Source organism: Jeotgalibaca ciconiae (assembly GCF_003955755.1).
Classification (GTDB): Bacteria; Bacillota; Bacilli; order Lactobacillales; family Aerococcaceae; genus Jeotgalibaca; species Jeotgalibaca ciconiae.
This window is the reverse complement of record NZ_CP034465.1, coordinates 2,802,636-2,825,315: the sequence shown is the minus strand read 5'-3', so window position 1 is coordinate 2,825,315 and position 22,680 is coordinate 2,802,636. Positions and strand designations below refer to the sequence as shown.

Here is a 22,680-nt window from a genome sequence, read left to right as displayed (position 1 = left end):
ATTCAAACATTTTCAATCTTTAAACTAAATAACAAGTTAAGAAAAGGGGAAAAAATATGGAAAAGCAAACAATCACAATTTATGATGTTGCTCGTGAAGCAAATGTTTCAATGGCAACTGTCTCTCGTGTAGTGAATGGTAATCCAAATGTTAAACCAACCACACGTAAAAAAGTATTAGAGGTAATCGATCGATTAGATTATCGTCCAAATGCAGTAGCAAGAGGGCTAGCAAGTAAAAAGACAACCACTGTGGGCGTAATCGTTCCAGATGTAACAAATTTATTCTTTGCTTCGTTAGCACGAGGAATTGATGATATCGCGACAATGTATAAATATAATATTATCTTAGCAAATTCTGATCAAAATGAAAGTAAAGAAATTCAGGTATTAAATACATTACTTGCAAAACAAGTAGATGGAATTATTTACATGGGGAATAAAATCACAGACGAGTTGCGCGCAGAATTCTCACGCTCTAAAACTCCTGTAGTACTTGCTGGTACAGTAGACCCCGATCAACAAGTGGGTAGCGTTAATATCGACTATATCGCAGCTACAGAAACAATCATTTCTAAATTAATTGAGAATAATAATAAAAAAATTGCGTTTATTTCAACTGCTTTAGCAAATCCAATCAACGGACAATACAGATTAAAGGGATATAAAAATGCTTTACTTTCTGCAGGAATTCCTTTTGATGAGTCCTTAGTATTTGAAACGGCAGCTACTGTTGCTGCAGGTGAAGAGTTAGCGCAAGAGATGATTGAGAAGGACGTTAAAGGTGCTTATGTCAGCGATGATGAATTGGCTATTGGTTTATTAAATGGCATGATAAATGCTGGGGTAAACGTTCCTGAAGACTTTGAAATATTCACAAGTAACAATTCAAAAATCACTGAAATGGCACGTCCACAACTTAGCTCAATCATGCTTCCTTTATATGATATCGGTGCGGTAGCTATGCGTCTATTAACAAAAATCATGAATAAAGAAGAAATTGACGAAAAAACAATTACATTACCTTATAAAATTGCTTATCGTGGCACAACTACAAAAGAAGACTAATACGATTGATAAAAAGAGCCAACTTGGAATCCAAGCTGGCTCTTTTATTACACGATGAAAATTTAATTATTGTTTGCTTCCTCTTTCTTTTTCTCTTCTTCTTTCTTTCTCTTTTCTTCTTCCTCTTTTTTCTTTTGCTCTTCTTCTTTTTTCTTTTGTTCTTCTTCTTTTTTCTTCTCTTCGGCCTTTTTCTTTTCTTCCTCTTGTTTTTTCTTCTGTTCCGCTTCTTTTTTCTTTTTCTCCTCAGCTTCTCTTACTTTCTGAGTTTGTTTATCCCAGTATAGTTGCTTTAAATCCTTATCGGAAGCACCAGGGGAGAAGTCATAAGTGATGGCTGTAGGAAGATTATCAGCTTTAAATAACTCTGTTTTCTTTTTGCCATCAACTGAAATGGTAGTATTGGTTCCAGGAATTGTAACTTTACCTGGAAGAGTACCTGTCTCATCAACAACTTCTTTTTCAACAATTCCTTCTGGTCTTGTAAAAGTCTGATCGGTACCGAGAGTTTCTGGGCTGGCAGCATGGATTTTGTTGGCAATTAATGACCAATAACGCATATTATTTGCGGATGGAGCTCCAGTAGAGTACGGATCATAGAATGTATGATCTTCAACCGCATTGTTATAACCAATCCACGAGCTTAAAGTAACTGTAGGGGTACTAGCGATAATCCAATAATCACGATTATCTTCGGATGTACCAGTTTTCATTGCGATGTCTGCAGAGAAATTAATATAGTTTTTAATTTGACTTGAGAAACCTAGATTGATTACGTCACGTAAAATATCTACTGTTAGATAAGCTGTTTCAGGTGAAAATACATCCCGTCGTTCTGCTTCGTGTTGGTAAACAATATTTCCATCGGCGTCTTCAATTTTCTCGATTAAATAATAATCAACATAGTCTCCTTGATTTGCAAAGGTGGCGAATCCAGTTGTTTGTTCGGCTACAGATGTTCTTCCGGCACCTAAAGAAAAGGCAGCATTAGCTTTATCATCATCTATTTGTGTATAGTTCATCATATCCATATATTTATAAGGTTCCATACCTCTTTCTAACATCTCAAGATACAGTTTACCTGTTGGATTATTCATGGACTGATAGAGGGCTTCTCGAGCAGTAACCAGAGTGTTCGAAACAACTTCTCCAATGTTGGTTACATTCCAAGGTGCGCCAGAATAAGCAGTAGCTTGATCGCCAATAGGTGAATCAGGAACTCTGGAAGCTGGAGTAATAAGATTCATTTCAATAGCAGGAGCATATACAGCTAACGGCTTATTCGTTGAACCCGGGTCTCTGTAAGTATCAAAAGCATGGTCATTTTGATCAATTGAGAAATCTCTACCGCCGATAAAACCAAGAATTTTCCCAGTTTCATTTTCTAGTAAAATACTACCTGATTGTGCTAATTCGATAACTTCTTCTGTCTCACCAGTTTCTTCGTTTACATAAGTATCTACGAATGTAGGACCAATATTTTCGCCGTATTCATTGACAGCTTCTTGCATGGCGTTGTAGATGTCTTTATTAATAGTGGAAGTCACTTTATATCCAGAAGTATTCAAAACGTTTTGATTACGGAAATAATACTCGTTATATAACTCAACATCTGCATCTACTTCTTCAAAAGTGAGACCGTTCTTTTCTGCTTCCTGAGCCATTAATATTTCGATAGCTTGTTTTTCAACTTGTTGGTATAAGTAATTGTGACTGTTTTGACCTGAGTTCTGCGCAGGAATAAAATCTTGTGTAATATCATATTGCATCGCTTCATTATATTCTTGTTCAGATATTTTTTGTTCTTCAAACATCCGGGTAAGAACAGTCTTCATTCGGTTTACGCCATCTGAAAAATCCTCTTTCTTCTCACCATATACAGTATAAGGGGTATAGGTATAAGGATTTTGCGGTAAGCCCACTAAAAAAGCAGCTTGAGGAAGGTTAACTTCGTTTGCATGAACACCAAAAATTCCTGTGGCAGCTTCTTCGATACCAGCAACATTTCCGCCATTGCTATTGCGCCCGAATGGAGACACATTTAGATAAGCAGTGATGATTTCATCTTTATCAAAATAGTTCTCTAGTCTCAACGCTAAAAGAATTTCATTTGCTTTTCGCGAAAAAGTAACTTCATTTGTTAAAATTTGTTGTTTTACTAATTGCTGCGTGATGGTGGAACCACCCGTAGCAGAGCCCAAACCAGTAACTTCAGTAAGGAGAGCACGAAGAACTGCCTTCGGAACAACCCCATTGTGTTCATAAAAATATTCATCTTCCGTAGAGACAAGCCCGTCAATTACATACGGTGAAATTTCATCCTTTGTAACGATTGTTCGCAATAAATCAGTACGTACTTCAGAAATCATTTGTCCGTCATTATAATGCAGACTTGAAATCAACTCAACGTTTCCGATTGCTTGAGACATATCGGATTCAGAAGGGGGTTCTTCTTCAGAAACTAAAGCCGCAAAATAACCCATTCCTGTTCCCAATCCTAAAAATCCGAGTAAACAAAGAAAAAGAATAATTGTAACAAAAGTAGTCTTAACGACTCCATATGCTACATTAAAAGTAAATAAGCCTTTTGAAAAAAGCTGATTCAAGGAGAAAACCTGTTTTTTATTCCTTTTTCTTTGCTTAGCTTTAGCTTGAGAGATATCTTTCGATTGACTGGCATAATCTTTGTTAATTAGCTTCTTGATAAAAAGAAGACTATTGGAATAGAACTTTTTAAAGAAAGTTTTTATATGATCTAAAACTTCTTCAAATTGATTTCTATTTGAATGATTCATTTAATCCCTCTTTCTTATTCTTTCCATAATCGGAGCTATTATAACAAAAATATTACTCTATAGCTATTAACGTGTTTATATAGAAACAAAAAAGAAACCAGTATGTAATATATCTGGTTTCTTTTGACTCTAATTATTTTATATTGAGACGGATTGATGGCTTTCTTGAGCGATTGTTGCAAGACGTTCGTTTACTTGGTCTTCAGAAAGTTTGTGTTCAATGACATAGCGATTTGTTTCTACAAGGCGACATTCATGAGAACAGCTTCTTAGATATTTATATTCATTCTCTTCTGAACAAAGCATTTGACGATTGCAATCTGGATTAGCACAATTTACATAACGCTCACAAGGTGTTTCGTCAAACCAATCTTTACCCACGATGACATGTTCTTTTCGATTAATGTCAACAGCGATTCTTTCGTCAAAAACATACATTTTTCCATCCCAAAGTTCTCCTTGAACTTCCGGGTCTTTTCCATAAGTCGCAATTCCACCATGAAGCTGGGCAACATCTTTAAAACCTTCTTTGACTAACCAGCCAGAAAATTTTTCACAGCGAATTCCGCCAGTACAATAGGTAACTACCCGTTTATCCATAAATTCTTCCTTGTTTTCGCGAATCCAATCTGGTAATTCACGAAATGAACGAATATCTGGACGTACAGCGCCGCGAAAGTGTCCCAAATCAAATTCATAGTCATTTCGAGCATCAATGACAACTGTGTCTTCATCAAGCAGTGCCTCTCTGAATTCTCGTGGTGAAAGATATTCACCCGTGGTTTCGTTTGGATTTAAATCATCTTCTCCAAGTTGTAAGGTTACTATTTCAGGACGATAGCGGACAAACATTTTTTTAAAAGCATGCCCATCAGCTTCATCGATTTTCCACATAATATCATTAAAGCGTTCGTCTTCATTCATATATGTCATATAAGCATCAGTTTGTTCAATTGTACCGGAAAGAGTACCATTAATGCCTTCTCCCGATATTAAAATTCTTCCTTTAATTCCTAAGTCTTTACAAAACTTCAAATGATGTTTCGTAAATATTTCTGGCTCTTCAATGGTTACATACTTATAAAATAGTAACACACGATAAGATTCAACCATATTTAATTCCTCCGTTCTTTCTTGCTATCCAACTATTAATTATACAACGAAATAAAGATAATGGCTAGACTTTGATGATAGGGGACTTTCATTTATCTCTATTCCAATAAATGATATAATTATATAGAAGTAATTTTGTAAAGAGAGACCGAGCGTCTCTCTAAAAGAGCAAAAATATAAATTTTATTAAGCTGATAAAGGAGTAACTTCTGGATGGAAAGCTGTTTGTTAATAATTAATCCTTCTTCTGGGAAGGCAAATGGAGCAGAGTTGCTTCCGAAAATTTTAAGTGCACTGTCTACACGTTACTTGGATATTGAGGTGCGTTACACGAAGAAAAAAGGGGATGCAGAGTGTTTTACAAAGCAAGCAATCCACGATAGCCATCAATCAATTTATTGTGTCGGTGGGGATGGGACAATTAAAGAGGTGGTTAATGGCATTGTGAAAAACAATTCTGGCATCCATCTCGGTATTATTCCAAATGGTACAGTGAATGATGTAGCAAGATCTTTAAAAATCCCACTTCCAGCTGAAAAAGCGATTGAAAATATTCCAAATACTTCTATAAAAAAGATTGATGTTGGTCAAGTGAATGATGATTATTTTATATCATTAATTGCGATAGGTGGTATACCGGAAGCAATACAAAATGTTAGTGTGTCTGCGAAGACAAGATGGGGCGCCTTATCCTATCTGGTAAATGGAGCACGATATGCCTTTCGACAAAAACCGTTCCGAGTCAGGGTAACTATAAATAATGAATGCAGAGTAATTGAAACATCACTTATTGTGCTTTCATTACATAATTCTGTAGCCAGTATGAAAAACTTTTTTCATACTGCAAAAGCAGATGATGGTTTTTTACATATGATGATTTTTCCGAAATTTCGTCTTATTGGTGCAGCTGTGTTTGTGTGGAAAATTATTATCGGGTCCATATCCAATGATAAAGCGATATCCATTGAAAAAACCAGACATGTCGAGATAGAAACAGAAAGTGCTTCTTTACCCATCAATGTTGATGGGGATAAGGAAAACCAGTTTCCACTCCAAATAAGAATACTCCCAGCAGTTCTTTCTGTCTTTGTACCTTTTTAAAAATGGAGAAACCTATCTTAAGTCGCTAGACATTGGAGGTAGAAAATAACTAAAACAAAGGAGCTGGAAAAAAACTCCCAGCTCCTTTGTCTATTTTTTTCGCACTCATTTTGTTTTGAATATTTAAATAAGTTTATCAGTAAGAGCTAAGAAAGATTTAACATCTTTCTCCATAATTGCTAAGCCTTGTTCCCAAAAAGCTTCTTTTGTAATATCTTTTCCTAAGTGCTTTTTAACAAGATCTTCTGTCTTCATAACAGCCGTATCTCTTAAGAGAGCCATATACTTCTCCTCAAAACCATTCGCTTCTTTTTGATATTCCGCAAAAATACTTAAACTAAACAGGAAACCAAACGTATATGGGAAATTATAAAAGGGTACATTATCAATAAAGAAATGAAGTTTTGACGCCCAAAAATGTGGATGATATTCACTTAATTGGTTTTGGTAAGCTTCTTTTTGAGCATGAACCATCAACTCGGATAGTTGTTCAGAAGAAACCAAACCTTTTTGTCTTTCGGTATAAAATGATTTTTCAAACAGGAAACGAGAGTGAATGTTTAAAAACATAGCAGTCGCATTCTCCAGCTTTGTATTGAGTAGTGAAATTTTCTCTTCATCCGTTTCAGCGGCTTCAACAGTTGCACTTGATACGATCGTTTCTGCAAAAGTGGAAGCTGTCTCAGCAACATTCATTGCATAATGAGTATTCATTCTTGGTAAATCCCACATTGTATAACTATGGAATGCATGACCGATTTCGTGTGCCAATGTACTCATGTCGCTAGCCGATCCAGTAAATGTCATAAAAATTCGTGATTCTTTTGACTCTGGCAAGCTCGTACAATACCCGCCTGGTCTCTTACCAGAACGGTCTTCAGCTTCTACCCAACGTTTTTCAACAAGTTCTTGTGCGAAATTAGCAAGAATAGGACCAAATTTAGCAAAATTATCTACAATAAAATCAACTGCTTCGTCATAAGTAAATGTTTTTGCCTCGAATTCACCAATAGAAATGGGCGCATCCACGTCGTACCAAGCTAATTGTTCTTTTCCCATTAGTGCCGCTTTACGATTTAAAAAGTCTAAGTAAGGTTGTTTATTGGAAGAAATTGCATTCCACATAGCATCCAATGTTTCTTTTTCGATACGGTTATAGCGAAGAGGTTCTTCCATAAAATCTGTTATACCATGTAGAGCATAATCTTCTAAGCGGAATCCTTGCAAATGATTCAATGTTTCAGCGAATAAAGGCGCAAAATTACCCCAAGCTTTTTCCCATTCATCGAATAATTGTTTGCGGACTGCCTGATCAGGATCGGAGTACATTCGATTCATCGCTTGTCCAGCAGATAGTTCTTGGATGGAACCATCTTTTGCTTGGAATGGAATCTTAATGTAAGAGACCAAGGTATCATAATGGTCACTCCAAGCGTGGAATCCATCTTGGCTTAATTTTGATAGCATACTTTCTTCTGCTTCACTCAATAAACGACTTCCTTTTTCACGTGTTTCCCTGAGCGAAAAAGCTAATTCTTTGAAAGAATCAAGTGCTAGCAGAGCATCAAAATCTCTTTCTGGAATTGCAGCTAACTTCTTGATAACTGAAGTTTGGAAGATTGAGTATTGGCTGCCTAGTTTTGCAATTTGATTACGGACAATCGGTGCATGTGTATTTGTCACATCTGCCGATTGGATGGCGTTAATAAAACTGCCGGTTTGTGATAAACCATTTGTAATTTCTTCCGCTTTATCAATCAATGACGTAAGGACTGTATATTTAGGCTGGTCCTTCGATGGTTCCCAATCTTCATTTAAATCTGCATACTCATGAATAGCTGTTTCTATTTTCCTCAATTTATCTTGTAATTCTGTTGAATGACTTCCTCCTGAGAAAAGGGATTCCAAATCCCACGTTAAACTATATTTCATAAAACTCTCCTTCCAAAGTGATAATAAGTTTGTGCTCTACTAACTTTAGAATAAGAAACGAAAAATTGCAAAACAATTCAATGAGAAAGTGTTAAGAAGGAATTGCACTATAGTCTGATAATTGATAGAATAAATAGATGAATTAAACATAGAGAAGAGGGATTGAATGGCTGGACATTCAAAATGGAGTAAAATTAAAAATTCTAAAGGTGCAGCAGATCAACAACGTGGAAAAGTTTTCCAAAAATTTTCGAAAGAAATTTACGTGGCTGCAAAAAGTGGTGGACCGGATCCCTCGTCTAATCCTGCGTTACGTTTGAAAATTGAAAAAGCAAAAGCAGCGAACATGCCGAACGATAATATTAATCGTGCGATTAAAAAAGCATCGTCAGCTGGAGAAGGCGAAAACTATGAAGAAGTGACTTATGAAGGATACGGACCGAATGGTGTGGCTGTCTTAGTACAAGCATTGACAGATAATCGAAACCGAAGTGCTACAAATATCCGCGTGGCATTTAATAAAAATGGTGGCTCTCTAGGTGAGTCAGGCTCTGTTGCTTACATGTTTGATCGCAAAGGCTATATCGCGATTGAACGTGAAGGTTTAGACGTAGACGAAGATACCATGTTAATGAGCGTTCTAGAGGCTGGTGGGGAAGAACTTGAAACAAGTGAAGAAGTTTTTGAAATCTATACTGACCCGGCTGATTTAAATGATGTCCGTGATGCATTAGAAGCTGAAGGATATAAACTAGCACAAGCAGAATCAACCATGGTTCCTCAAACAATGATTGACATCGATGCTGACAAAGAAGAGTTATTTAAAGTGATGTTAGAAAAACTTGAAGATGACGACGATGTTCAAGAAGTTTACCACAACGGGAATTTAACAGAATAATAAATAAAAAAGCAAAAGATACCTTGATCGTATCTTTTGCTTTTTTTGTGTATTTCATCGCGTCTTTTTTTCTCCTGATTCTATGAATTCATTGATTTTATGTTGGTATTCTTCGTCGGATATTGCATAAGAAAAGCCTTCACCAACTACGTTTTGAACCTCACTGATGACTACAAAAGCATTAGAGTCAATTTCAGCAATGAGTTTGTTTAATGGCATAATTTGCTGGCGATTGATAACAACCATGATTACTTTTTTATTATCTTTACGATAGTATCCTGTTGCATCAAAAAGTGTCATTCCTCTACCAATTACTCGATCAATTTCAAGAGATATTTCTTCATATTTATTCGAAATAATAAATATTGATTTCTTTGGATTAAATCCTTCTAAAATAAAATTTAAGACTTTCGTTTGCACATATAAATGAACGACTGTTAAAACAACATTCTCTAATCCAATAACGAAAATAGAAGGGACGACAATAATGATATCAATAATGACTAATGCGATACCTGTACTCCAACCAAAATATTTATTCATGATTAAAGCAATGATGTCTGTTCCAGCAGTTGAACCGCCCGCTTGCATAATAATGCCCAAACTTAAACCAACCAGAGCACCTGAACAAAGAGGCGCAAGAATCGCATGATTCATTTCATATTGCCAACCATAAGTGAGTTGTAAGAAAAGGGAAACGAGAATAGTGGACAAGATGGTCAAAGCCATCGTTTTTTTGTCTAAATAGCGATATCCGACAAGCAAGATAAATCCATTCAGTACAATAGTTGTTACGGATACTGGAATATTTGTTAGATAATACATCATTAATCCAATCCCTGTAACGCCTCCTTCCCCTAAATTATTAGGAATAGAAAAAGTATTGATAGCAATAGAAAAAATAAGAGCACCGATTGTGCATAAAATAATAGAAGTACTTGTTTTTCTTTTCATTGAATGTCCTCCTCAAATAAAACACTTTCAAGAATTAGTATAACAAATATTAAAGAAAAAAATGGAATGAAGTTCTTTAGAGGAACTATATATATGAATGGAGGGAGAAGATATTGGATCAAAAAACAAATGAAATGATTCATTTAGCGATGAAATCGGGTGTAAGTGATATTCATATCCTGCCAAACGAAACGAAATACGGTGTTTACTTCCGAGTTCCTTCAGGCTTAAAGAAAATGATGGATTTATCGTCAGAAATGGGAGAAAAATATCTTTCCTATTTTAAGTTTTTATCAAATATGGATATCGGGGAAAGGCGCAAACCACAATCGGGATCTTGTAATATCAAGATGAATAAAGAAAATATTGAACTCAGAATATCAACCATTTCAAACTATTTATATCAAGAATCGATGGTTTTACGTATTTTGTATTCAGAAGGAAACTTGAATCAGCAGGATATGGAAGTCTTTTTCCCAAAAGATTATTGTAAACTTGAGAAATTACTCAATTATAAGAGTGGGTTAATTCTTTTTTCTGGTCCAGTAAGTTCTGGAAAAACGACAACGATTTATCATTTTCTTCGCAAACAGTATGCCAAAGAACCCTTGCAAATCATAACCATGGAAGATCCAGTCGAAATTAAAGAACCGCGTTTTTTACAGTCTGAAATAAATGAGCGGGCAGGATTGAATTATGAAGTACTCATTAAACAGTCACTGCGGCATCATCCGGACATATTAGTGATTGGGGAGATACGCGATGAAGAAACAGCAAGAATGGTTATTCGAAGCGCGCTGACTGGGCACTTAGTCATTGCTACAATACACGCCAAAGAATGTACGGGGGTCATTGAGCGAATGCTGGAGATGGACGTATCTTATGAACAATTAAAACAATCTTTGGTAGGTATTGTTTCCCAAAGAATGATTAATAAGAATTGTTGTTTTTGTGAAGGAGCTTGTTCGATTTATTGCGAACACTTTCCTATCCATTATAAAAAGGCTATTTTGTTTGAGATACTTATGGGCCCCGCGCTGAAAAATATTCTATACAAGGAAGGAGGGGAAAGGCCGCACTTTGTGACTATGAACCAAAAGTTGCGGAAAGCATATGGATGTGGGTATATTACACAAAAAGATTTCGAGAATCACCAAATCTTCTGAAAAATGGAAATTAAAACAACAAGATATTTTCCTAAAGCGAATATCGGAATTATTGCAAGAAGGATTCTCACTATCAGATGGGCTGCGCTTTTTACAAGTGATGATGGTAAAAGAAAAAAATGATATCCAAAAAATTATTAATGAAATGGAGGCAGGGAATTCCTTTCCAACTAGTTTACATTTACTTGGTTTTTCGGAACAATTAATTGTCCAACTTCAATTTTCAATGATTCACGGAAACTTTATCGAAACACTTCAGTTTTGTTCGGAGCATATTTCAATAAAGCAAAAACAAATAAAACAATTTCAGAAAATAGCGATTTATCCTATGTTCCTCTTAGGATTAGCGACAATGATGTTATTTGCCATTCGTCAATTCCTGTTGCCGACTATCCGTAATTCAACGAGTACGGATAGCAAAACAACCATTTTTTTAATTTTCTTCTTATCCTATTTTCCACAAATACTTCTGATTATTCTAAGTATTATATGGATTATTATTTTATTATGGAGAGTAAAATTTAAGAAAAAGAGCGCTTATGACCAAGCCGTTTCTTTAGAAAGGATTCCGTTATTTGGAAAATGGTACAAAGACTATTACACATTCTTTTTTTCAAGAGAATTTGCTTATTCTTTGCTTAGCGGTCAATCAATCTATCAAATCATTGAGATGATGGAAGCGGAGCCTACGAATTCTTTAATAATAGAAGTGGCCACTAAGTTATCGAAAGATTTAAAAAGTGGAGAAAACTTACCAACGATTATCACCAGTATTCCGTTTTTCAGGGAAGAAATGACTTGGATTATTTATCATGGTCAATTGACAAGTCAACTGGGTATAAAATTAAAAATTTATTCACAGGAATGTTATCGAATTTTACTAGCGGATATTGAGAAAAAAATCAATTGGCTTCAACCAATTTTATTTTTAATTATTGGTCTCATCATTATTTCAATATATGGAATTTTGATGTTGCCAATGTTAAGCATGATGAGAGGAGTTTAATAAAGTGAATAAAATAATGAAAAGAATGAAGGAACGTTCTGGGTTTTCACTAGTAGAAATGTTAATTGTTTTGCTTATTATTTCCGTGCTTAGTTTATTAATTATCCCCAATTTAAATAAAACAGGACAACAAGTAAATGAGGATGGAAAGGTTGCTCTCGAACGATTAATAGAGTCACAAATGGATTTGTTTGAATTAGAAAATTCAGGGAAAACAGCTACAATGGAGCTTCTATTATCTGAAGGCTATATTAATCAGAGCCAACATACCAAAGCGATAGAATGGGAAATTAGTGTTGGAAGATAACAAGAGATTAAGAAAAAACGGCTTCACATTATTTGAATCCTTGCTTGTTCTTTTTATACTGTCCATTGTCTTGCTTTTAAGTACGCCGATATCTCAATTTTCAACTGACAATTATTCTATGAGACTTTTTGTGGATGATTTCTTAACCGAAATCGAAAAAGCGCAAAATTATGCAGTTATTCAAAACAAACCAGTAAAAGTAGAAATGCGAACAATTAATGGAGAGACATCCATTCATTTTTATGTTGAAAGTAGTAATCCTTACTTTAAGGATGATGTTTTGTCTGTTCCGGAAGGTGTCGCAAGTGATACAAATCAAAATTTTTGGATAAAAAGTGAGAGTGGATACATTCAACCAAGAACGATTCAATTTTCGACTGAAAAGCTAACAACAAAGATTACTGTGCAAATGGGAATGGGGAGATATCGTGTGGAAGAAATTAAACGATAGAAAGGGATCGATATTGATTGAGAGTATGACGGGAATGATGATTATTAGTGTTGTCATCATTACAATTGTTCCCCTGATATCCTTCATGTTTTCACAAATCAGCATGAAGAAAAGGGAAGTAGAAGTTTGGCGTTTCTTCCAAGACGTTGCTATTGAAAGCAGAGAGGATTCCAGTGAAATGGAAAGTCAGATTCGTCAAAGTGATGGTGTATTTTTAGAAGCAAGGGCTAAAAATAATCATAGAACAATTATCGTTGAATCGAATACCTCAAAAAGAACGGAAGTTTACTATGTTGAATTACTTCAGATTGAATAAGATAAAAAATAATCAAGGTTTCACACTGTTCGAAAGTTTACTATCCTTATTTGTAAATACGCTCATATTATTATTGATCGGTCTAACTTTTCAAACTTTACAAGGCTTTCAGCAAAATGTTCATACTGATAAAAATATTGAGTGGCATCTATTTTTAAATCAAATGGAAAATGATTTAACTGATAAGACACTATCCTTGCGTACAAAACAACAGTTGGATTTTGACGAAAACGGTACAAAGAACAAAATTAAATATGAATGGAAGCACAATGAAATTATTCGTAAAAAGAATAATGCCGGGTATGTGCCAATGTTGACGAAAATAAGAGAAGTAACTTATCGAGATACCCAAATGAAGAAAAGTGTGGATATAGAAATACACTTTTCTAATGGGCAGATACTGAAAGGAATGGTACCGGTTGAAAAGAAAGATAAACAATAAAGGATCTATTCTTCCAATTATCCTTTTATCAGTCGTGCTGGTACAAATATGTTTTTACAGTGTTCATAATGTTTATCAAAATCAAATGGAGACGTATCACTTATTAAACGAACATTATTGTTCACAAACGATTCTTGCTTTATCAGAAAAATATATGAGAGAAACAGGCGGGGAAAACAGAGTGTTTCACTATAATGTCGGTAAGGTAACCGCAACAAATTATTCGGAAGAGACAATTTTATTAGTTAGTTTGTTGCCATCTGGATTTTCAGAAGAAATAATAATTAAAAATGACAAGTAGGGTGAGAAAGAGGATCGGTCGAAAGGATTGGTTCTCTTTTTTGTTTTAGAATAAGGCAGTACAATGTTTTTGTGCTTTCTGCGTCTAGCTGCCAAGGCGGGCTTGTTCGCTTTTCTAGTTTATGATGAAAAACGCCGGTTACTTTCATAATTATTCCCTCATAAGATATTTCTTTGTTATAATAGGAGAGGATTATTTCATTCTTATGTTTAAACTTGAAAGGAAGTAGATGAAGTGAGTAGACTTTCAAAACTACAAGAAGTACTAAAACAAGAAAAGTTAGATGCGGTTCTTGTGACAAGTCCTTATAATTTGCGATATGTATCCAATTTTACCGGAACAACAGGTTTGGCAGTTGTAACACAAGAGAAAGCATATTTTGTAACAGATTTTCGTTATACAAAACAAGCTGGAAATCAGGCAAAAGGATATACAATTGTTAAAAATGTCGGGCCTATATTTGATGAAGTCAAAAAAATTGTAGAAGAAAACTCAATTGAACAATTAGGTTTTGAAGATGCCTTTGTATCTTTTAGAAGTTATGATCAGTTAGAAATTTTACTTGATTGCGACCTTATTCCAATCAGCGGTATGATTGAAGAATTGAGGGAAGTAAAAGACGCAGAAGAGATTGCTACAATCAAAAAAGCTTGTGAAATTGCAGATGCTGGATTTAAGTATATCCTTGACTACATCAAACCAGGTGTTTCAGAGATTGAAATCGCAAACCGTTTAGATTTCCATATGCGTAAATTAGGCGCAACAAGTGTATCTTTTGATACGATTGTTGCTAGTGGATATCGTTCTGCTATGCCTCATGGAGTTGCAAGCGAAAAAATAATTGAGCAGGGAGATTTTGTCACAATTGACTTTGGTTGTTATTATAATGGTTATGTTTCGGATATGACACGTACTGTATCCGTTGGAGAGCCAGATCCAAAGCTGAAAGAAATCTATGATATTGTTTTACAAGCGCAGCTAAAGGTAAATGAAGAAGCAAAACCAGGCATGACTGGGATAGAAGTAGATAGTATTGCAAGAGACTATATTACCGAAAAAGGTTATGGTGAGTATTTTGGTCATTCTAACGGTCATGGTATTGGTCTAGAAATTCATGAAGGACCAAATACTTCTCAAAAATCACCGAAAGTTCTTGTAGAAAATAATGTGATTACAAATGAACCAGGAATTTATATAGATGGACTTGGTGGCGTTCGTATTGAAGATGATTTATTATTAACTGCTGATGGAAATGAAGTTCTTACATTTTCACCAAAAGAACTGATAATTCTTTAATTCAATAGCAACTAAGCCTTACAATATGGTAAACTAAAGCAAAAGCATCTCTCGGGAGGAAAAGATATGATTTCAGTAAACGATTTTAAAACAGGATTAACAATTGAAATGGATGGAGGACTTTGGAGAGTATTAGACTTCCAGCATGTTAAGCCTGGTAAAGGAGCTGCTTTTGTTCGCTCAAAATTAAAAAATCTTCGTACAGGAGCGGTACAAGAAAAAACTTTTCGATCGAATGAAAAAGTAGGCCGTGCGCATATTTCAAATCGAAAAATGCAATATTTATATGCTTCTGGAGATTCTCATGTATTCATGGATATGGATGACTATGAACAAGTAGAATTAGGCTCAGAACAAATTGAAGACGAACTAAACTATCTAAAAGAAAACATGGAAGTTCATTTGATTATGTACGGGGCTGAAACACTAGGTGTTGATTTACCAAATACGGTTACATTAACTGTAGCAGAAACTGAACCAGGAATTAAGGGCGATACAGCTTCAGGTGGTTCAAAACCAGCAACTATGGAGACTGGCTTAGTTATTAACGTTCCATTCTTTGTAAATGCGGGCGATCAGCTCATCGTAAATACATCTGAAGGAACTTATGTTTCACGTGCGTAAGTTACCAATAGAAAGAGGGGTAAAAAACAATGGAAGAAACAAATATTTCTATTAAGGAAAAGAACACAACTCTTGGGAAGATCGAAATTGCACCAGAAGTTCTTGAAGTTATTTCTGGAGTAGCAACGCATGAAGTAGAAGGTGTATATGCGATGCAAGGATCTTTTAAAAGCGGCGTTAACGAATTACTCGGACGCTCTGCCCATAACAAAGGTGTTCATTTAGAAATTGATGAAAATGGACTATCTGTAGACATCTATTGTTTTATAAAATATGGTGCATCAGTGCCTCAAGTAGCAATGGAAATTCAACAAAAAGTAAAAGAGCAAATTTTATTTATGAGCGATTTAGAAGTGAGTATGGTAAACGTTCATGTAGTGGGACTTGTTACACCAAAAGAGGTTGAAAAACAACAGTTGAGTATCCAGAAAGAACTGGGGGAGTAAACTGTGACTTTTCCACCACTTAATCGTCACCAGGTTAGGGAAAAGGCTTTGCAAGCAATTTTTCAATTAAAATCTAATGATGAATTAGACAAAGAAACAGCCATTAGGATGGCTCGTCTAAGTGAACAAGAAGATCTGAATGAAGATGAGGAATTGCCAAATGAGTCATATTTAAATGAACTAGTGAATGGTGTAATCGAGAAACAAGAAGAAATCAACGAACAGATACGTCCTTATTTAAAAAAATGGACATTCGAAAGATTACCAAGAACAGATGGGATTATTTTACAATTAGCTGTTTATGAAATGGTCTTTGTTGAAGAGAGCGAAGTTCCCAGCAAAGTTGCTTTGAATGAAGCAATCGAATTAGCAAAAGAATATTGTGATGAAAGTTCTCGAAAATTTATTAATGGAGTTTTATCCAATTTAATGAGTAATATCGAAAATCCTTAATGAGTTTCATTAAGGGTTTTTCTTATTGCCCAGAAAATTTGTTGGTCAGCTAGTTCTTTCTAAAATAACTGTGTATGGTAAAATAATAGAAAACAACATAAGAAGGAATGAGGATATGAACACGCAATTACTTGAGGGAAAAAAATTAGCAGTTAAAATGCAAGCAGAAATGAAAGAACGTGTACAGAAATTAAAAGAAAAAGGAATCATTCCTGGATTAACGGTCATATTAGTTGGCGAAGATAAGGCGAGCCAAGTTTACGTTCGTAATAAAGAACGACAAGCTAACCAAGCAGGCATAAATTCACAGGTCATTCGTTTGCCAGAAACGACTACAGAATCAGAATTGCTCAATGAAGTAAAAAAATTAAATGAGGATGATTTTGTTCATGGCATACTGGTTCAGTTGCCATTACCAAAACATATTGATGAACAAAAAGTACTCTTATCCATCCAATACGAAAAAGATGTAGATGGATTTCATCCAATGAATATGGGGAATTTCTTTTTAGGGAATGAAGGGACATTACCTTGCACTCCATATGGAATCATGATGCTTCTAAAAGAATATGAAATATCTTTTGAAGGAAAAAAAGCACTTGTAATCGGTAGAAGCAACATTGTTGGAAAACCGATGGCTATGATGCTGATGAATGAAAATGCAACAGTTACGATTGCACATTCCCGTACTCAAGAATTGAAGAAATTAATCAAAGAATCTGATATCGTTGTTGCCGCAATCGGCAGAGGACATTTCATTTCCGGTGATGATCTGAAGACAGGGGCGGTTGTTGTCGATGTGGGAATGAATCGAGATGAGAATGGAAAATTAATTGGCGATGTTGATACGCAGTCGGCAATGGGGATTGCAAGTTATATTACTCCTGTTCCAGGTGGAGTTGGACCAATGACAATCACAATGTTATTAGAACAAACCATCCGAAAAGCAGAATTGAACTGAGGTGGATAAGTGAGTACACAGTATTTAACGGTTACAGCTTTAACAAAATATATTAAACGAAAATTTGATGCTGACCCTTATTTGGAACGCGTTTATTTAACTGGGGAGATTTCAAATTTTAGAAAGAGACCCAATCATCAATACTTCAGTATTAAAGATGATCATTCATTAATCCAAGCTGTCATGTACCGTAGAGAATTCAGCCAATTAAAATTTAATTTACAAGAAGGGATGAAAGTCTTACTGGTTGGACGGGTGAACGTTTATGAGCCTAGCGGTAGCTATAATATGGTTATTGAACATATGGAGCCAGACGGCATTGGAGCGCTGTATCAAGCTTATTCGGAATTAAAAGAAAAGTTAAGCAAGGAAGGTCTATTTTCAAGACAAAAAAGAGAACTCCCTCTTTATCCTAAAAAAATTGCAGTTGTGACAAGTCCAAGTGGTGCTGTTATTAGAGATATCATGACGACAATCAAAAGAAGGTATCCAATTGCTCAAATTATTCTATATCCAACGGTTGTACAGGGAAAAGAATCAGTAAAGAGTATCGTTCAAAATTTAAAAAAAATTAATGCTAAAAATGATTTTGATGTTGTCATTATTGGCCGTGGCGGCGGTTCTATTGAGGATTTGTGGTCTTTCAATGAAGAAGCAGTCGTTCGCCAAATCGTTGAAATGAATGTGCCGATTATTTCATCGGTGGGCCATGAAACAGATACCACTCTTTCGGACCTTGCTGCAGACGTACGTGCGGCAACGCCGACTGCCGCTGCTGAACTATCGGTTCCAGTGCTGACTGATGTACTGCAGGATATTCAAAAACAAGAGCAACGTCTCTATCAATCTTTGAAAGGGAATCTGGCAGTTCGCCAGGAACAGTTGAATCGCTTGATGCACTCTTATATCTTTCGTCAACCCAAGCGCTTATATGAAGCCCATTTATTGAAACTTGATCAAATGACCAATCAACTTCAAAGTTTAACAAATCAAAAGTATCAAACATTCTCTCATCAACACCATCAATTAGATTTAAGAATTAAGAATGTTAGTCCCAAGAATCAAGTTCGTATGCTGCAAAGAGAGTGGCAGAACCTGGATAAAGATTTGCTGGATGTAATAAACCGATATATGGATAATCAAAAACGTTCATTAGCCCAAACGATGGAGTCCTTGGATTTGTTGAGTCCACTAAAAATAATGGCAAGAGGATATTCGTACACGACCTTTGACAAAAAAATTATCAAATCAGTTAATCAACTGGAAGCAGGAAATGAAATCAACATACATTTTCAAGATGGAAATGTACAAGCAGAAATTAAGACAATTCAGGAGGAAAATAATGGCTGAGAGTAATGTAGAAGCTTTAACATTTGAAGAAGCAATGAAAAAATTAGAAGGAATTGTATCAAGTCTTGAGTCAGGAGATGTTCCCTTAGAGGATGCGTTAAAACAATTTCAAGAAGGAATGGAACTAAGTAAACACTGCCAAGATACTTTAAATAATGCAGAAAAAACTTTGACAAAAATTATTTCTCCAGATGGAAGCATTCAGGATTATGAAGAAACTAATCAATAAGAAAAGAGTGAGTAAATCGTATGAGCAATCAAGCTTTATTAAGTAATGAGCTAAATCAATTTGAAGAATTTTTAGTTGGTTCATTAGAAAAATATGCCTCTGATTCGTCTACTTTATTGAAAGCAATGAGATACTCTCTTTCAACAGGTGGTAAAAGATTTCGACCTTTACTAGTAATTGCTGCTGTAAAATTCGGTAAAGGAAGTCTGCAACAAGCTTTTCCGATTGCTGCCGCTCTGGAATGGATTCATACCTATTCCTTAATTCATGATGATTTACCTGCTATGGATAATGATGATTTTCGTCGGGGAAATCCAACGACCCACAAGAAATTCAGCGAGGCAATTGCCATTTTAGCGGGAGACGCACTACTTACTTCTGCTTTCACCATGCTTCTTGATCAGGAAGATTTATCATTAAGTAAAAGAGTGCAATTAGCAAAGGGTCTTAGTGAAGCTGCAGGTTCAAATGGAATGGTAGCAGGTCAGATGGAAGATATTGAAGGTGAGAGTCAAGAGCTGACGATTGAGCAATTGGAATACATCCATAAGCGAAAAACAGGCGCACTCATTGAGTATGCCATTTCAGCGGGGTGTCTCCTTGCAGATATCCCTGTAAATGCGAGTGTTGCTTTATTAAAGTATGCAGAACATTTGGGATTGGCTTACCAGATTCATAATGATTTAAAAGATGTTGTTTTCAATTCAGCTCAATCAGGTAAAGAATCCAAGCGCGATGAAGAACTAGGGAAAAACACCTACCCTTCGCTTTTAGGGGTAGAACCAGCAATGGAAAATCTGAAACAAGAGATTGAACTTGCAACAGAGCAGATAGAGTTAATCAAAAATTCAATTGATGTGTCAAAGGTGGATATAGATACATTAGGTGTATTTATTCAATTACTTGATTACGTGAAAATCAACGTGGGAGCGTAACAATGGAAAAAGAAAGAATCGATTTATTAGTTGTGCAGCAAGGACTTGCTGACACTCGTGAAAAAGCAAAAAGAATGATTATGGCTGGTCAAATTTATGATGAAAATAATCAACGTTATGACAAGCCAGGAGAAAAGATTAAAAATGAAATCCAATTGCACGTAAAAGGAGAAACATTGAAATATGTGAGCCGCGGTGGCTTGAAACTTGAGAAGGCTTTGAATGAATTCAATATCTCGTTAAAAGATAAAATTGTTCTGGATATTGGTTCTTCAACAGGTGGTTTTACAGATGTTTCTTTGCAAAATGGAGCCAAATTGTGCTATGCCTTAGATGTTGGAACGAATCAGTTAGATTGGAAGTTACGCAGTGATGATCGGGTAGTAGTCATGGAGAAAATGAACTTTCGGTATAGCAAACAAGAAGATTTTACTCATGGACAACCTGAATTTGCTTGTATGGACGTTTCATTTATTTCTCTAAAACTTATACTACCTGTATTAAAAAATATTTTAATCGTAAACGGAGAAGCAGTTGCTTTAATAAAACCCCAATTCGAAGCTGGTAAAGAAAAAGTGGGAAAAAAGGGGATTGTTTCTGATCCCTCCACTCATAAGGAAGTTATTGATAACATCTTGGAATTTGCAACAAAAGCGGGCTTTGATGTAAATGGATTAAGTTTTTCTCCCATTACTGGTGGAACCGGTAATATCGAGTTTCTTGTTCACTTAGCTTCCAGCGAAGAAAGAGTTGGAATAATAAGCCAGCAAGTTTCTATTATCGAGGTTATCAAAGCTGCTCATAGCCAATTAAAGAATAAGACAATCAGCTTGCGTCCATTCGGATAAAAGGAGAAATAAGATGCTGCAAGAATTATCCATTAAAAATTTTGCGATTATTGATAATTTAGAAATTAGTTTTGATAACGGTATGACGGTTCTGACAGGGGAAACAGGAGCAGGTAAATCCATTATTATTGATGCTGTAGGACTTCTTGCTGGTGGAAGAGGATCTGCTGATTTAATTAGACATGGGGAAGAGAAAACAATTTTGCAAGGTTTATTTTCTTTGCCTGACTCGGTACAATTATCTACTTTATTAGAAGAATATGGGATAGAAAATAGTGGAGATCAGATTATTTTACAAAGAGAACTTTCTCGTAATGGAAAGAATGTTGCCCGGGTAAATGGAAGTATTGTGACCGTGGCAATTCTCCGCGAAATTGCCAATTTTCTAATTGATATCCATGGACAAAACGAACACCAGGAATTAATGAATCCACAAAACCATTTATATCTACTTGATCAATTTTCAGACGAAAAAACGAAAAAGCAGTTAGCAGCCTATCGACAAAACTATCATTCTTATCAAGTTGCACAAGAAGAATTAAAAAAATTACAATCAGATGAACAACAAAATATTCAAAGAATTGATCTGCTCAAATTTCAGATAGATGAGATCGAACAGGCAAACCTACAAGATAACGAGGAAGAATTTCTATCAGAAGAGCGCAGTTTATTAGCCAATTACCAAAGGATTCAAGAAGGATTGACAAATGCTTATCGCTCTCTACAAGGAGAAGAGGGGAATGCATTGGATCAAGTGGGAGTCAGTATGGAATCTCTAGAAAAAATACAAGATTTCAGTCCCAACTACTCTGAACTTTTTAAAAACATATCGGAAGCTTATTACCAATTGGAAGACAGCATCGTTTCAATTCGAAGCGAGATTGACGATATGAGTTACGATGAAGGAAGATTGAACGAAATTGAGCTGCGACTTGAAGTTATCCATCAATTAAAACGAAAATATGGGCAATCGATTACTGAAATAAAAAAATATTATGAACAAATTATTGTTGAATTGGACATGATTTCAAATAAAGAGAGCTATATCGCTCGACTTACAAAAACGTTTGAACGAGAAAAAAGCTCGATCGAAAAGACCGGGAAAGCACTTTCTAAAATGAGAAGAGAGATTGCTGAAAAACTAGAAATTGAAATTCAGAAACAGCTGAAAGAATTGTATATGGAGAAAGCGCAGTTTAAAGTAATTTTTAATGAAGAGAAAACAGCCATTCATTCGAATGGTCTTGATGTAATTGAATTTTATATTTCAACCAATGTCGGCGAGCCGCTGAAACCATTAACCAAAATTGCGAGTGGCGGCGAATTATCACGAATGATGTTGGCTTTAAAAGCAATCTTTACTCAAACTCAAGGAATTACAAGTATTATTTTCGATGAGGTCGATACAGGAGTAAGTGGTAGAGTGGCACAAGCAATCGCAAACAAAATCCATTTAGTAGCAGAACATTCTCAAGTTTTATGTATTAGTCATCTACCACAAGTCGCTGCTATGGCTGACCACCACTTTTATATTGAAAAAGAAGTGAGCGGCAACCGAACAAAGACTCACATCACGAATATAGAAGAGAATACTCGTGTAATGGAGATTGCTAGAATGTTGGCAGGAAGTGACATTACAGAGCTCTCCATTGCTCATGCAAGAGAACTGTTAGATTTAGCTAAAAAATAATA

The 22,680-nt window shown here is 35.4% G+C and carries 24 protein-coding genes; 20 read left to right on the top strand and 4 right to left on the bottom strand.

What is annotated here, in order from left to right:
• Nucleotides 1-56: 56 nt before the first annotated feature.
• Nucleotides 57-1,067, top strand: coding sequence for a catabolite control protein A (gene ccpA / locus EJN90_RS13115; RefSeq protein ID WP_126111987.1), 1,011 nt, complete (start codon nucleotides 57-59; stop codon nucleotides 1,065-1,067).
• A 62-nt stretch (nucleotides 1,068-1,129) separates the two neighbouring features.
• Here the strand turns inward: ccpA and EJN90_RS13110 are convergent, their stop codons facing one another.
• Nucleotides 1,130-3,859: a transglycosylase domain-containing protein gene (locus tag EJN90_RS13110; RefSeq protein ID WP_126111985.1), complete on the bottom strand. Its 2,730-nt coding sequence runs from the start codon at nucleotides 3,857-3,859 to the stop codon at nucleotides 1,130-1,132.
• Nucleotides 3,860-3,997: 138 nt separating this feature from the next.
• Nucleotides 3,998-4,972 (bottom strand): oxygen-dependent tRNA uridine(34) hydroxylase TrhO, encoded by a 975-nt coding sequence (gene trhO / locus EJN90_RS13105; RefSeq protein WP_126111983.1) that lies wholly within the window; start codon nucleotides 4,970-4,972, stop codon nucleotides 3,998-4,000.
• Nucleotides 4,973-5,197: 225 nt separating this feature from the next.
• Between trhO and EJN90_RS13100 the strand changes: the two genes are divergently transcribed.
• The gene (locus tag EJN90_RS13100) at nucleotides 5,198-6,073 is read left to right on the top strand and encodes a diacylglycerol/lipid kinase family protein (protein ID WP_164544095.1); all 876 of its coding nucleotides are present in this window, start codon (nucleotides 5,198-5,200) and stop codon (nucleotides 6,071-6,073) included.
• 123 nt (nucleotides 6,074-6,196) lie between these two features.
• On the opposite strand, the gene EJN90_RS13095 is transcribed toward EJN90_RS13100, so the two are convergent.
• Entirely contained in the window at nucleotides 6,197-8,005 is a 1,809-nt protein-coding gene (locus EJN90_RS13095) for a M3 family oligoendopeptidase (RefSeq protein ID WP_126111979.1), read from the bottom strand.
• A gap of 166 nt (nucleotides 8,006-8,171) precedes the next feature.
• Between EJN90_RS13095 and EJN90_RS13090 the strand changes: the two genes are divergently transcribed.
• Nucleotides 8,172-8,903, top strand: a complete 732-nt coding sequence (locus tag EJN90_RS13090; RefSeq protein ID WP_126111977.1) for a YebC/PmpR family DNA-binding transcriptional regulator — start codon at nucleotides 8,172-8,174, stop codon at nucleotides 8,901-8,903.
• A 54-nt stretch (nucleotides 8,904-8,957) separates the two neighbouring features.
• Here the strand turns inward: EJN90_RS13090 and EJN90_RS13085 are convergent, their stop codons facing one another.
• A complete protein-coding gene (locus EJN90_RS13085; protein WP_126111975.1) occupies nucleotides 8,958-9,857 on the bottom strand; it encodes a YitT family protein in 900 nt (299 codons plus the stop codon).
• Between the two features lie 113 nt (nucleotides 9,858-9,970).
• On the opposite strand from EJN90_RS13085, the gene comGA reads away from it, so the two are divergent.
• The 17 genes from comGA to recN all read left to right on the top strand — a co-directional run bounded on the left by comGA (nucleotide 9,971) and on the right by recN (nucleotide 22,678).
• On the top strand, nucleotides 9,971-11,023 hold the full coding sequence (comGA, locus tag EJN90_RS13080; protein WP_227872520.1) for a competence type IV pilus ATPase ComGA: 1,053 nt from the start codon (nucleotides 9,971-9,973) through the stop codon (nucleotides 11,021-11,023).
• A complete protein-coding gene (comGB, locus tag EJN90_RS13075) occupies nucleotides 10,971-12,029 on the top strand; it encodes a competence type IV pilus assembly protein ComGB (protein ID WP_126111973.1) in 1,059 nt (352 codons plus the stop codon). Before comGA ends, comGB begins: the two co-directional genes overlap by 53 nt.
• A 4-nt stretch (nucleotides 12,030-12,033) precedes the next feature.
• Nucleotides 12,034-12,336 (top strand): competence type IV pilus major pilin ComGC, encoded by a 303-nt coding sequence (gene comGC, locus EJN90_RS13070; protein WP_227872519.1) that lies wholly within the window; start codon nucleotides 12,034-12,036, stop codon nucleotides 12,334-12,336.
• Nucleotides 12,323-12,787: a competence type IV pilus minor pilin ComGD gene (gene comGD / locus EJN90_RS13065; RefSeq protein ID WP_126111971.1), complete on the top strand. Its 465-nt coding sequence runs from the start codon at nucleotides 12,323-12,325 to the stop codon at nucleotides 12,785-12,787. Before comGC ends, comGD begins: the two co-directional genes overlap by 14 nt.
• Entirely contained in the window at nucleotides 12,765-13,103 is a 339-nt protein-coding gene (locus EJN90_RS13060; RefSeq protein WP_126111969.1) for a hypothetical protein, read from the top strand. Before comGD ends, EJN90_RS13060 begins: the two co-directional genes overlap by 23 nt.
• Entirely contained in the window at nucleotides 13,078-13,545 is a 468-nt protein-coding gene (comGF, locus tag EJN90_RS13055; protein WP_126111967.1) for a competence type IV pilus minor pilin ComGF, read from the top strand. Before EJN90_RS13060 ends, comGF begins: the two co-directional genes overlap by 26 nt.
• Nucleotides 13,523-13,846, top strand: a complete 324-nt coding sequence (locus EJN90_RS13050) for a hypothetical protein (protein WP_126111965.1) — start codon at nucleotides 13,523-13,525, stop codon at nucleotides 13,844-13,846. The genes comGF and EJN90_RS13050 overlap by 23 nt, the downstream gene beginning before the upstream one ends.
• Before the next feature lie 234 nt (nucleotides 13,847-14,080).
• Nucleotides 14,081-15,142, top strand: a complete 1,062-nt coding sequence (locus EJN90_RS13045) for a M24 family metallopeptidase (RefSeq protein ID WP_126111963.1) — start codon at nucleotides 14,081-14,083, stop codon at nucleotides 15,140-15,142.
• Between the two features lie 66 nt (nucleotides 15,143-15,208).
• On the top strand, nucleotides 15,209-15,766 hold the full coding sequence (gene efp / locus EJN90_RS13040) for an elongation factor P (RefSeq protein WP_126111961.1): 558 nt from the start codon (nucleotides 15,209-15,211) through the stop codon (nucleotides 15,764-15,766).
• 29 nt (nucleotides 15,767-15,795) lie between these two features.
• Complete coding sequence (locus EJN90_RS13035) at nucleotides 15,796-16,212, top strand: Asp23/Gls24 family envelope stress response protein (RefSeq protein ID WP_126111959.1); 417 nt, start codon at nucleotides 15,796-15,798, stop codon at nucleotides 16,210-16,212.
• A gap of 3 nt (nucleotides 16,213-16,215) precedes the next feature.
• The gene (gene nusB, locus EJN90_RS13030; RefSeq protein WP_126111957.1) at nucleotides 16,216-16,665 is read left to right on the top strand and encodes a transcription antitermination factor NusB; all 450 of its coding nucleotides are present in this window, start codon (nucleotides 16,216-16,218) and stop codon (nucleotides 16,663-16,665) included.
• 115 nt (nucleotides 16,666-16,780) lie between these two features.
• Complete coding sequence (folD, locus tag EJN90_RS13025; protein WP_126111955.1) at nucleotides 16,781-17,626, top strand: bifunctional methylenetetrahydrofolate dehydrogenase/methenyltetrahydrofolate cyclohydrolase FolD; 846 nt, start codon at nucleotides 16,781-16,783, stop codon at nucleotides 17,624-17,626.
• 9 nt (nucleotides 17,627-17,635) lie between these two features.
• Nucleotides 17,636-18,976 carry an exodeoxyribonuclease VII large subunit gene (gene xseA, locus EJN90_RS13020; RefSeq protein WP_126111953.1) on the top strand — a complete coding sequence of 447 codons (1,341 nt, stop codon included), beginning with the start codon at nucleotides 17,636-17,638 and terminating at the stop codon, nucleotides 18,974-18,976.
• Complete coding sequence (locus EJN90_RS13015; protein WP_126111951.1) at nucleotides 18,969-19,205, top strand: exodeoxyribonuclease VII small subunit; 237 nt, start codon at nucleotides 18,969-18,971, stop codon at nucleotides 19,203-19,205. The genes xseA and EJN90_RS13015 overlap by 8 nt, the downstream gene beginning before the upstream one ends.
• A 20-nt stretch (nucleotides 19,206-19,225) precedes the next feature.
• Nucleotides 19,226-20,140 carry a polyprenyl synthetase family protein gene (locus EJN90_RS13010; protein WP_126111949.1) on the top strand — a complete coding sequence of 305 codons (915 nt, stop codon included), beginning with the start codon at nucleotides 19,226-19,228 and terminating at the stop codon, nucleotides 20,138-20,140.
• Nucleotides 20,141-20,142: 2 nt separating this feature from the next.
• Nucleotides 20,143-20,988 carry a TlyA family RNA methyltransferase gene (locus EJN90_RS13005; protein ID WP_126111947.1) on the top strand — a complete coding sequence of 282 codons (846 nt, stop codon included), beginning with the start codon at nucleotides 20,143-20,145 and terminating at the stop codon, nucleotides 20,986-20,988.
• A 13-nt stretch (nucleotides 20,989-21,001) separates the two neighbouring features.
• Nucleotides 21,002-22,678 carry a DNA repair protein RecN gene (gene recN, locus EJN90_RS13000; protein ID WP_126111945.1) on the top strand — a complete coding sequence of 559 codons (1,677 nt, stop codon included), beginning with the start codon at nucleotides 21,002-21,004 and terminating at the stop codon, nucleotides 22,676-22,678.
• The last annotated feature ends 2 nt before the right edge of the window (nucleotides 22,679-22,680 follow it).

Bases quoted from the DNA above. Each gene is read 5' to 3' on its own strand.
- efp (WP_126111961.1), top strand. From the start codon at position 15,209: ATGATTTCAGTAAACGATTTTAAAACAGGATTAACAATTGAAATGGAT.
- comGB (WP_126111973.1), top strand. From the start codon at position 10,971: ATGGATGTGGGTATATTACACAAAAAGATTTCGAGAATCACCAAATCT.
- EJN90_RS13010 (WP_126111949.1), top strand. From the start codon at position 19,226: ATGAGCAATCAAGCTTTATTAAGTAATGAGCTAAATCAATTTGAAGAA.
- EJN90_RS13110 (WP_126111985.1), bottom strand. From the start codon at position 3,859: ATGAATCATTCAAATAGAAATCAATTTGAAGAAGTTTTAGATCATATA.
- EJN90_RS13090 (WP_126111977.1), top strand. From the start codon at position 8,172: ATGGCTGGACATTCAAAATGGAGTAAAATTAAAAATTCTAAAGGTGCA.
- EJN90_RS13035 (WP_126111959.1), top strand. From the start codon at position 15,796: ATGGAAGAAACAAATATTTCTATTAAGGAAAAGAACACAACTCTTGGG.
- recN (WP_126111945.1), top strand. From the start codon at position 21,002: ATGCTGCAAGAATTATCCATTAAAAATTTTGCGATTATTGATAATTTA.
- trhO (WP_126111983.1), bottom strand. From the start codon at position 4,972: ATGGTTGAATCTTATCGTGTGTTACTATTTTATAAGTATGTAACCATT.
- EJN90_RS13095 (WP_126111979.1), bottom strand. From the start codon at position 8,005: ATGAAATATAGTTTAACGTGGGATTTGGAATCCCTTTTCTCAGGAGGA.
- EJN90_RS13085 (WP_126111975.1), bottom strand. From the start codon at position 9,857: ATGAAAAGAAAAACAAGTACTTCTATTATTTTATGCACAATCGGTGCT.
- folD (WP_126111955.1), top strand. From the start codon at position 16,781: ATGAACACGCAATTACTTGAGGGAAAAAAATTAGCAGTTAAAATGCAA.
- EJN90_RS13015 (WP_126111951.1), top strand. From the start codon at position 18,969: ATGGCTGAGAGTAATGTAGAAGCTTTAACATTTGAAGAAGCAATGAAA.
- comGF (WP_126111967.1), top strand. From the start codon at position 13,078: ATGTTGAATTACTTCAGATTGAATAAGATAAAAAATAATCAAGGTTTC.
- EJN90_RS13005 (WP_126111947.1), top strand. From the start codon at position 20,143: ATGGAAAAAGAAAGAATCGATTTATTAGTTGTGCAGCAAGGACTTGCT.
- ccpA (WP_126111987.1), top strand. From the start codon at position 57: ATGGAAAAGCAAACAATCACAATTTATGATGTTGCTCGTGAAGCAAAT.